The organism is Oleiagrimonas sp. (genome assembly GCF_027858935.1).
In the GTDB taxonomy this organism is placed as follows: domain Bacteria; phylum Pseudomonadota; class Gammaproteobacteria; order Xanthomonadales; family Rhodanobacteraceae; genus Oleiagrimonas.
Genome location: NZ_JAQIBU010000248.1, coordinates 1 through 11,169 on the forward strand (window position 1 = coordinate 1; position 11,169 = coordinate 11,169).

Annotated in this window: 5 protein-coding genes and 1 pseudogene; 2 read left to right on the forward strand and 4 right to left on the reverse strand. The window is 64.7% G+C overall.

Annotated features, from left to right (window positions below):
* From PF446_RS09065 to PF446_RS09080, 4 genes are all read right to left on the reverse strand, one after another.
* Positions 1–3,015 (reverse strand): efflux RND transporter permease subunit (locus PF446_RS09065; RefSeq protein ID WP_298071106.1); only part of this gene is annotated, 3,015 nt, incomplete at its 3' end.
* A gap of 8 nt (positions 3,016–3,023) precedes the next feature.
* Positions 3,024–4,184, reverse strand: a complete 1,161-nt coding sequence (locus PF446_RS09070; protein ID WP_298071107.1) for an efflux RND transporter periplasmic adaptor subunit — start codon at positions 4,182–4,184, stop codon at positions 3,024–3,026.
* 11 nt (positions 4,185–4,195) lie between these two features.
* Positions 4,196–5,944, reverse strand: a complete 1,749-nt coding sequence (locus PF446_RS09075; RefSeq protein WP_343224672.1) for an efflux transporter outer membrane subunit — start codon at positions 5,942–5,944, stop codon at positions 4,196–4,198.
* A 128-nt stretch (positions 5,945–6,072) separates the two neighbouring features.
* Positions 6,073–8,508 carry a prolyl oligopeptidase family serine peptidase gene (locus PF446_RS09080; RefSeq protein WP_298071108.1) on the reverse strand — a complete coding sequence of 812 codons (2,436 nt, stop codon included), beginning with the start codon at positions 8,506–8,508 and terminating at the stop codon, positions 6,073–6,075.
* Positions 8,509–8,646: 138 nt separating this feature from the next.
* Between PF446_RS09080 and PF446_RS09085 the strand changes: the two genes are divergently transcribed.
* Together PF446_RS09085 and PF446_RS09090 are read left to right on the forward strand one after the other, a co-directional pair.
* Positions 8,647–10,782, forward strand: a complete 2,136-nt coding sequence (locus tag PF446_RS09085) for a prolyl oligopeptidase family serine peptidase (protein WP_298071109.1) — start codon at positions 8,647–8,649, stop codon at positions 10,780–10,782.
* A gap of 274 nt (positions 10,783–11,056) precedes the next feature.
* A pseudogene (locus tag PF446_RS09090) lies at positions 11,057–11,169 on the forward strand (carboxylesterase); the annotation flags it as partial.

Here is an 11,169-nt window from a genome sequence, read left to right on the forward strand (position 1 = left end):
GTGGTGGTCGGTGGAAAGCAGCAGGTAGAAGGCGGGCACCACGAACAGGGTGAACAGCGTGCCGATGGCCATGCCGGTGGAGATCACCAGGCCCATGTTGAAGCGTCCCGCGGCGCCGGCGCCCGAGGCGATCACCAGTGGCATCACGCCGAGCACCATGGCGGCCGTGGTCATCAGGATCGGGCGCAGCCTCACGGCGGCGGCATGCTCGATCGCCTCGCGCTTGCTCATGCCGTGGAGCTGGGACTGGTTGGCGAACTCCACCATCAGGATGCCGTGCTTGCTGATCAGCCCCATCAGGGTCACCAGGCCGACCTCGGTGTAGATGTTGAGACTGGTGAACAGGTTGACGAAGATCAGTGCGCCGAACAGCGCCAGCGGGACCGAGACCAGGATCACGATGGGATCGCGCAGGCTGTTGAACTGCGCGGCCAGGGCCAGGAACACGATGATCACGGAGAACAGCAGAATCGTGCCGAACCCGCCGGATTCCTGCTCGAACTGTCGCGACTGGCCGGAGTAGTCCACGTTGTATCCGGTGGGCGCCACCTGCTTGACCAGGTCTCTCAGGAAGGTCAGCGCCTGGCCCTGCGACATGCCCGATACGCCCGAAATCGTCGCCGAATTGAGCTGCTGGAAATGGTTCAGGGAACGCGGCACGACTTCATGCGTGATCTTTGCCACGGTCCGGGCCTGGATCACCGATCCCCCGGGCGTGTTGATGTAGTAGTCCAGCACCTGGTCCGGATTGAGCCGGTCGGCCTGCAGCACCTGTGGGATGACGCGGTAGGAGCGCCCGGAAATGGAAAAATAGTTGACGTAACCACCGCCCAGGGCAGCACCGAGTGCAGCGCCCACATCCTGCTGGGTCAGGCCCAGCGAGGTGATCATGTCGCGGTTGAGTGAAACCTTGCTCTGCGGCTTGTCGATCTTGAGGTCGGAATCGATGAAGTAGAACTTGCCGCTGGCCTGGGCCTTGGCCAGCACCTTGCTGGCCACTTCGTTGAGGTTCTGGAACGGTTCGGTGGTGGTGATCACCATCTGGATCGGCAGGCCGGTCGAGCCCGGCAGCGGCGGAAACTGGAAGGCCGCGATCTTGGCACCGGCAATGGTGTTCCATTTCGCTTGCAGCACCTGCTGCAGCTGGTGGGCGCTGCGGCTGCGCTGGTCCCACGGCTTGAACAGCACGCCGCCAATGCCCTGGTTGACCGTGGGCACGCCGGTCAACTGGAACATCTGCTGGTATTCGGGCAGTTGACTGGAAAGCTTGTACATCTGCTGAGCATAGACATTCATCTGCTGCGCCGTGGTGTCGGGCGCGCTGGTGATCTGACCGACCACGACGCCCTGGTCCTCTTCCGGCGCGAGTTCCGATTTTGCGGTCATGCCCAGGGCGATGGTGGCAAGCAGCAACAGGGCGGCCATCACGATCACCACCGACTTGGTGGACAGGACCGAATGCAGCATGCGCCTGTACGCTTGCTGCACGCGGTCGAACTGATGGTCGACGAACTGCACGAACCGGTTGTTTTCCTGGGTGCTGTTGAAGAACCGGGAGGTCATCATCGGCGACAGCGTCAGTGCGAGGATCGCCGATACCGTCACCGCGCCAGCCAGGGTGAAGGCGAACTCGGTGAACAACGCGCCGGTGAGACCTTTCTGGAAGCCGATCGGGGCGTACACCGCGATCAGCACCACGGTCATTGCGATGATCGGCCCGCTCAGCTCGCGCGCGGCCAGCAGCGCGGACTGAAACGCGTTCTTGTGTTCCTCCTTCATGTGCCGGTCGACGTTCTCGACCACGATGATGGCGTCGTCCACCACCAGGCCGATCGCAAGCACCAGGGCCAGCAAGGTGAGCAGGTTGATCGAATAGCCCAGCACCTGCATCAAGAAGAAGGTGCCGATCAGCGACAGGGGCATGACGATCACCGGAATGATCACCGCGCGCAGGCTGCCGAGGAACAGGAAGATCACCAGTGTGACGATCAGCAGCGCTTCCACCAGGGTCTTGACCACATCGTGGATCGAGCTGTTGACGAAATCGGTGCCGTCGTAGATGAGCTTGCCGGTGAGTCCGCCGGGCAGTTGATCCTGGATACCCGGAAACGCATCACGTACCCGCTTGGCCACGTCCAGGACGTTGGCGTCAGGGGCCACCTTGATGCCGATGAACACCGATCGCTTGCCGCTGAAGGCCACGTTGAAGTCGTAGTTGTCCGAGCCCAGCGTCACCCTGGCCACGTCCTCGAGACGCACGATCGAGCCGTGGTCCTGCTTGATCGCCAGTTGCTTGAACTGGTCCACCGTATGCAGGTTGCTGTCGGTGGTCAGGTCCACGGTCACTGCCTGGCCCTTGGTCGAGCCCACCGCGGCGAGATAGTTGTTGGCCGCCAGGGCATTCCTCACGTCGGTAGCGGTAACGCCACGGGCTGCCATCCTGGCCGGATCCAGCCAGGCGCGCAGCGCGAACGGGCGGGCGCCGAGCAACTCGGCGGTCTGCACGCCCTGGAGCGCGTCGAGCTTGGGCTTGACCACGCGTGCCAGGTAGTCGGTGATCTTGTTGGTGGGCAGGTCATCGCTGTAAAAGCCCAGGTACATCGCGTCGATGGTCTGGCCGGTCTGCACATGCAGGACCGGTTGCTGCGCCTGTACCGGCAGCTGGTTCTTGACCGAATTGACCTGCGTGGTGATCTCGGTGAGCGCACGGTTGGGGTCGTAGTTCAGGCGCAGCGTGGCGGTGATGGTGGACACGCCGGCCACGCTGGATGAGGACAGGTAGTCGATGCCCTGCGCCTGCGAGATCGCCTGCTCCAGCGGCTGGGTGATGAACCCCGCCATGGTCTGGGCATCGGCGCCATAGTAGGCGGTGGACACGGTGACCGTGGCGTTCTCGGTCTTCGGATACTGACGCACGGTGAGGCTGGTGGCGGCCTTCAGGCCGAGCACCAGGATCAGCAGGCTGACCACGATCGCCAGGACCGGCTTGTTGATGAACAGGTCGGTGAATTTCATGGCGGGGCTCAGTGTTCCTGCGGCGTGGGGTTCGCGCTGTCGGCGGGCTGCACGCGGTTGTCGATCGTGATCGGCGCGCCGTTCTTGAGCTTGATCTGGCCGCTGGTCACCACTTCGGTGCCGACGCCGATGCCCTTGAGGATCACGACCTGGTCGCCGCGCGTCGTGCCTGTGGATACGAAGGCCTGCTTCACCGTCGGTGGTTGTGGCTTGCCCTGGTCGTCCTTGCCCTTCGAAGGGTGCACCACGTAGACGGTGTCACCGTAGGGGTTGTAGACGATGGCGGTCTGCGGCAGGGTCAGGCTCGGTTTCGGGCTGCCGATATCGACGCTGACCTTGGCGAACATCCCCGGCGTGAGTTGATGATCGTGGTTGGGCACGGTGGCCTCGACCCGCGCGTTGCGCGTGCTGGTGTCGACCTTGGGGCTGATCGCGCTGAGCGTACCGTCGAAGGTGCGGTCCGGGTAGGCATCCAGTTTCAGGTGGACGAGCTGCCCCGGTTTGAGCCGCCCGAGTTCGCTCTGCGGCACGAAGAAATCCACGTACAGCGTATCGAGCTGCTGCAGGGTCACCACCGGACTGCCCGCGCTCAGGTAATCTCCCGGACTGATGGTGATGATGCCGACCCGGCCGGCAAACGGCGCGCGCAATTGTTTCTTGGATACCGTCACTTTCTGCTGCGCCACTGCGGCCTGGCGCGCCTTCAGGTTGGCTTCGGCGTTGTCGTAGCTGGCCTTGCTGATCGCCTGCGCGGCCAGTTGCTGGCGCGCCCGGTCGAAGGTGATCCTTGCCAGCTGGGCGTTGGCCTGCAGCTGGTGCAGCTGGGCGACGTCGTCGCCGTCGCGAAGTTGCAGCAGTACCTGTCCCTGCTTGACGACGTTGCCGGATTTAAGGTGCACCGCCGTGACCAGTCCGGATACGTCCATGGCCAGCTCGGCGCCCTGCGCGGCACGCAGCGTACCCACGGCCTGCAGGGACGGCTGCCACAACTGGTCTGTGGCGCGGATGGTGCTGACCGTGGCCGGCGCGGGTTTGGGCATGCTGTGGATCATCCGCAGCACCAGCCATACCTTGATGCCGGCGATCACGGCGATCAGCAGCAGCACGGCTGCGATCATCCAGATCATGCGCTTGAGGGTGCTGGGCTTTTTGTCGTCGCGCGTGCTCATGCACGTATTCCTCAGTTGGAAGCGGTGGAAGATGCGTGGGCGGGTGCGGCAGGCGGGGTCGTGCGGGTCTTGTTGCGCCAGCCGCCGCCGAGCGCGGTGTACAGGGCGGCGGTATCGGTCAGGCGTGCGGCACGGGCCTGGACCAGGGCGATGCGGGCCTGCTGGTCGCTGCGTTCGGCATCGAGCAGGTCGAGATATCCGGTGGCGCCGATCCGGTATTGCTCGCGCGCGAGCGCCAGCCGCTGCGAGGCCGCCCGTTCGGCAACCGCCTGGGCGGCCAGCGTCTGTGCGTCGTATTGCAGCGCATCAAGCGCATCGGCGACGTTCTGGAATGCGACCAGTACGGTCTGCTGCCAGTTTGCCGTTGCCTGGTCCAGCGCGGCTTGCGCGGCGCGCTTGCCATGCAGCAACGCGCCGCCATGGAACAGCGGCTGGGTCAGGTTGAGCCCCAGGGACCAGGCGCGGGTGCCGGCGGAAAACAGGTCGCCGGCACTAAGCGCCTGCGAACCGCCGCTGCCGGACAGGGTGATTTGTGGAAGCATGGCTGCGGTGGCCACGCCGACCTCGGCCGAAGCGGCATGCAGCTGTGCCGAGGCCGCGCGGATGTCGGGCCGCTGTTCGACCAGCCGCGAAGGCAGGCTGACCGGCACCGCGCGTGGCAGTTCGACTGCATCCAGGGTCACAGGTGCAGCTTGCAACTGCGCCGGGGTCACGCCCAGGTAGGTGGCGAGCTGGTTGCGTACCGCGGCCAAGCGGGCGCGCAGCGGCGGCAGGGCCGCTTCGCTGGTGCCCAGTTGGGCGCGGATCGCCAGTGTGTCCAAAAACGAACTTGCACCGATCTCCTGCTGCCGTTCGGTAATGGCCAGCGTCTTGCGCTGCATGTCGATGATCTGCCGGGTCGCGCGGATCTGTTCGCGCAGCGAGGCCTCCTGCAGCGAGGCGGTCACCACATTGCCCGCCAGGGTGAGGTAGGTGCTGTCCAGGCGCGCTTTCTGGACGTCGCTCTGGGCGCGGCTGGCCTCGATGCCGCGGCGGACGCCGCCGAAAAGATCCAGCGTGTAGCGCACGTTCACCGACGCGTTGAACAGCGTGAACGGGCGCACCCCACCGGGGGTGCCCAACTGTGCTGCCGACAGCTTTTCACGGGCGGCCCCCGCGCCGGCATCGAGCGCGGGAAAGAGGGCCCCGCCCGCAGCCATGGCGTTTTCCTGCGCCTGGCGCAGGGCCGACTGTGCCGAGGCCATCGACGGGCTGTGTTCCAGCGCCATCCGGACACGGCGGTCGAGTTCGGCATTGCCGAAACTGGTCCACCAGTGTTGGGGAACGTCACGCCCCTTGAGGAAGCGTTGAGCATCACCGTCGGCCGCTTCGGCTTTCACGGTGGCGTCAGGCAACGGCCGGGCAGTATAACGATCCACGCGCGGGGCATCGGGGCGCCGGTAATCGGGACCGACGGCGCAGCCGAGCATGAACATGCAGGCTGCGAGCGCGAACATTCGCACCGCGGTCGTCGGTGAAACGAACCTCAATTGGGTAAGGGCCATGACCCGGGTCGTCCCTGACGGCGGGATGCCGTGGCGAAATAGAATACTTTCCAGTTCAATAAATTTCAACGACCGCAGCCTGCCGCTTGACGATCGTGGTTCAGGGGGACCGCTGAGCCGAGGATGTCCGGTCGCGGAAGATATGGCGACAGGGGTCAGCTGGGTGCGTCCGTGCACAGGCTGTGCAATCCAGTAAACGCGTCCCGGCCCAGGCATTGAACGCCTACGGCGTTGCTGTATGCCGCCTGGCCACGTGCCTGCGGCATTGCGAGGCGACAAGGGCCGGACTGCATCTGCAGCCCGGCCATCGAATCGGACGACGGGATCCGGGTGTCGGGTGCGGCTCAGGGGTTCCTGGAGTCGACGTGCGCCGGTTTCACGTATCGCGTGAACAGCGCATGGATGCGGGTGTACTCATCACGCCAGTCGTCGGCATGCACGAAGCCGTGGCGTTCCGTCGGGTACAACGACAACCAGAAGTGATCCTTGTGCAGCTCGATGAACCGCTGATACAGACGGATCGAATCGGTCGGCATGACGTTGTTGTCGATCAGACCGTGGCAGATCAGCAACGGATCCTTGAGGTTGGCGGCGTATTCGATCGGTGAGCTGACCTTGTAGGCCTGTGGGTCCAGCTGCGGGTCGTTGAGGATGTTGGAGGTGTATTCGTCGTTGTAGGTCATCCAGTCCGCCGGCGGACGCAGGGCCGCGCCGGCAGCGAACTGGCCGGGTGCGCGCAGCAGCGCCATCTCGGTCATGAAGCCGCCGTAGCTGCCGCCGTAGATGCCCACGCGCTTGGGATCGACATGGTCGTGCTCGACCAGCCAGGTCTTGCCGTCGAGCAGGTCCTCGAGTTCCGGATGACCCATGTGCTGGTAGATCGCGGTGCGCCAGTCGCGGCCGTAGCCCTCCGAGCCGCGATAGTCCATGTCCAGCACCACGTAACCCTCCTGGGTCAGCAGGTTGTTGAACATCTGTTCGCGAAAGTAATATGACCAGCTGTCTGTGACGTCCTGCAGGTAGCCGGCACCATGCACGAACAGCACCGCCGGATGCGGTTTGCTGGCGTCGAAATCGGCGGCCTTGTACAGCTTGGCGTAGATCTCGAAGTGGCCATGGCTGGAGGGCACCTTGACGATCTGCGGTTGCACCCAGTGCATGGCCTTGTACTGGGCCGTGCGCGTGTCGGTCAGTTCGCGGCCGCCGCTGCCGTCCACGTTGATCACGGCCAGTTGCGGAGGCACGTACGCCGAGGAATGCAGCACCGCCAGGCGGCTGCCGTCGGGCGACAGGTGGAACGGCGTCGGCTCCTCGAAGTCGTACAGGCCCTGATAGGCGGTCACGCGCTCGAGCGCGCCTCCGCTGGCGCGCACGCGATAGACATCGTAGGCCCCGGGCGCCTGCTTGTTGGCAACCACGTAGAACCATTTGCCGTCCGGCGAGACCTGCGGCAGGCGCACCTCGAAGTGGCCGGAGGTGAGCTGTTTCGCATGGCCGTCCAGCGGCTTCACATAGAGCTGGGCGTAGCCGGTTTTCTCGCTCTCGAACCACAGCGTGTGGCTGTGGGGGAGGAAGCCGAAGCTGTTGTAGTTCCAGTTGATCCAGGCCGGGTCATGCAGGCGGTCCTGGGGCACCAGGCGGTGTTGCGGGAAGTCGATGCTGGCGATCCAGCGGTCCTTGTTGTCGATGGCACGCAGCATCACCGCGGCCTGCGTGCCGTCGTCGCTCCAGGACATGGTGGCCGGCCCGCCGTCGGCGATGCGCACGCCGCGGGTTTGCGGCGCGTCGAGAGCCCTGGCTTCGGCATCATGGCCGTCCTTGCGCAGCTGCGCCTGGCGGCTGGCGCGCAGGCTGGCCAACGGGTCGTCGTGAATTGCGGGCAAGGCGTCCAGGGACAGCGAAAATTGTTTGTGCGTGGACAGGTCAAGCAGCACCAGTGACTGCGGCGCCGGGGGGTTGCGACCGACGTAGGTGCGGGCCTTCTCCGGATGGATGTACCCCGAGTCGGTGACGTAGTGGTTGACCACCGGAGCGCGGCCCGACGCATGGTCACGGGGCTGCGTGACCACCAGCATCCAGCGGCCATTCGGTGACAGCTCACTGTCGACGATGGTCACCTTCTTGCCCAGCCAGAATGGCGTTGCATCGCGTGTGGTGTCGCTGGCATCGAGCTGTTTCTGGTGAGTGCGTTCGGCGTCCTTCTCGGCTCTGGCGTGACGCAATACGGAGAACAGGCGCAGCTGATGGCGTTCAAGCTGTCCGGGCTGGGCATCCTGGGGGTTGTCGGCGGACTTGAGGACGGCCACGGTGCGGGTCGTTCCGCTCGCGAGCGCGTGGCGGTACCAGGTGTTGCCGATGCGAAACTGCACCGCATCGCCGTCGGAACTCCACTGCACGCCGCGTTCGGTTTGCGGGGTGGCGGTGACCTGGAGGAGACGGCCGGTGGCGATCTCGCGCACGAACACGTCGCCATGGCGAATGAACGCGGCGCGCGTATGCTGGTTATTGAACACGGAGCGGCCGTCGGCATTTGCCTGGGCCCTGCCATCCAGTTTCACGCTCTTTCCCGTGGCCGGGTCGGCGCGGTAGAGGTCGCGGATCTGGCTGCCGTCACGCTTGAGCCGATAGTAGATGAACCGGCCGTTGGCGCTCCAATACGGGGACTCCACCGCTGGTCCGATCCAGTCCGGGTTGGCCATGATCTTGTTGACCGTGAGCGTGCCTGCGAGGGCAGGTGCGCAGGTCAGGACCAGTGCAATGGCGAAGGCGAAACGGCGCATGCATGACTCCCCTTGGAAAGCCTTGAGGATAGCGCTTCACCGGCCTGATCCGGCGCTCATGTGCCATAAGTCAGGTGCGACCGGGGCGCTGCGGCGGTAGGCTCGTGTGATTGCGTTACCCGCCCGAGGTCCCCAGTCATGCGCGTCATTCTGTCTGTTGCCGTCCTGCTTGCCGCATCCTCCACCATCGCCGGCGCGGTTCCGCCACCACCCCCGACCGCACGCCATGCCGCCAGTTCCACCTTGCACGGCGTGGTGGTGCACGATCCCTACCGGTGGCTGGAAAATCCCGCGAGTCCCGCCGTTCAAAAGTGGATTGCCGCGCAGAACGCCTACACCGAAAAGGTGATCGACAGCATGCCTGACCACACCGCCATGACCCGGCGGGTGCGCCAGTTGGCCATCACTTCGACCACCCGTTCGTCTCCGCTGATGGCGGGCGGCAACCTGTTCTATCTGCGCGAAACCCCGCCGCAGCCGCAGCCGGTGCTGGTGGCAAAGGCCTGGCCGGACGGTAGCGCGCAGGTGCTGGTCAACCTCAACAGTGCCGACAGCCAGGGCAATACCGCGATTACCGGCTACTGGCCCTCCCCCAACGGGGACTATCTCGCCTACGGCACCGCCAAAGGGGGCAGCGAATTGACCACGCTGCACGTACTGCACGTGAAAACCGGCAAGGAATTGCCCGATACCCTGCCCTATGCCGGTGGTGGCACCACGCCACAAGGCGTCGCCTGGGACGCCGACGAAAACGGCTTCACCTATGTACGCTTTGCGCCACCGGCCGACGGCAAGAAAGTGAAGCAGTTCAATGCAGTGCTGGTGCACCACGTGCTTGGCACCGCCGCGGCAACCGACACCCGCGTGTTCGGCAAGGGCTACTCGAAGGTGGCCGAATATCGCCTGCTGACCTCGCCGGACGCCCGGCACCTGGCGGTGCTGGCCAACATCGGCGACGGCGGCGCAGCCGAAGTCTATCTGCGTCAGGACGGGCGCTTCCACAAGCTGCTTGGCCGCCAGGCCAATGTGCGTGAGGCGACCTGGGTCGGCCAGCGCCTGGTGATGACGGCCTTTGACGGCAGCCCGCGGGGCAAGCTGCTGGTGCGTGAGCCGAGTGGCAAGCTGCACGTGCTGCTGCCCCAGCAGAAGGGCGCCATGCAGTCGGTGGCGCCCATCGGCAACGGTTTTCTGGTGACCTACAGCAAGGGCCCGGACTGGTGGGTCACGCAATACAACGAGCATGGCCGGAGGGTTCGCCGCGTGGACCTGCCTGCGCACGGGATCGGGGTCGGCAGCATCGCCTCGGAAAGCGGCCGCGACAGTGCCTTGATCAGCTACTCTGGCTGGACACTGCCCGCGCGCTGGGTACGCTATGCCGGCACCACCGGCAAGCTGGTTACCGTGTATGAGGTCAAGCCGGCCTCCGATGCGTATGCGAGGATCCAGACCCACCGTATCGAGGGCATATCGAAAGACGGCACGCGGATTCCGGTCACGGTCCTTTCCATGGCGGGCGTCACGCCCAACGGCAAACGCCCGACCATCCTGTACAGCTACGGCGGCTTCGATATCCCGATCAAGCCACACTTCGTTGGCGCGTACCTGGCCTGGCTGGAGCGTGGCGGCGTGTATGCCTTTGCCAACATCCGCGGCGGCAACGAATTTGGCGAGCGCTGGCACGCCCAGGGCCAGAAACTGCACAAGCAGAACGTGTTCGACGACTTCCACGCCGCCGCGCAGGCGCTGAAGAAGGACCGCTGGACAGATACCGCGCATCTGGGAATCATGGGCGGCAGCAATGGCGGTCTGCTGATGGGCACGCAGATCGTGCAGCATCCGCACGATTATCGTGCGGTGGTGTCGGAGGTCGGCATTTACGACATGATTCGACACCAGACCCATTTCGCCAACGGCAAGTACAACGTCAGCGAATACGGTTCGGTGAAGAATCCGGCGCAGTTTCGCGCCACGCTGAAGTACTCGCCGCTGCAGAATGTCAAGCCGCACACGGCCTACCCGGCGGTGCTGATGACCACCGGCGCAAACGACCCGCGCGTGGCGCCGTGGCAGTCGCGCAAGTTCACCGCCGCGCTGCAGCACGCCAATACCTCTGGCCATCCAATCGTGTTGCTCACGCGCATGAACGCCGGCCACGGTATCGGTGCCCCGTTCAGCCAGCGCGTAGGCAACACCGCGCTGGCGCTGAGCTTTTTCGCAGCTGAGCTGGGCCTGCGCGAGCCTGGGCCTGCGTCGCCTGGAAAAACATCCAACTAGAACGATTTCGCAATGAACAGGATATGGACATGGCCTCTGGCATGCACGCTGGTTGTGCCGTCCGGTGTGCAGGCCTCGACGACGAAGCCGGCCGTGACCTCGCTGCCCTACCAGGTGGGGATGCGCGTGACATGCCGCTGAACATGGGCCAGGTGGCCTCGCTCGACAGCCCGGTGCAGCCCGATCTCATCAGCGAAGTCCAGGTGCGAACCGCGCCATGAAATCCCGCAGCCGGAATCGGTAGGATCGAACTTTCAACGCCAAGAAAATTGTCATGACGAAGCTTGAAACGGTAGAAAAGCAAACCGCCGAAAATCCCACCCACAGCGTGATCTGGCTGCACGGCCTGGGCGCGGACGGCAACGACTTCATGCCCATCATCCCGGT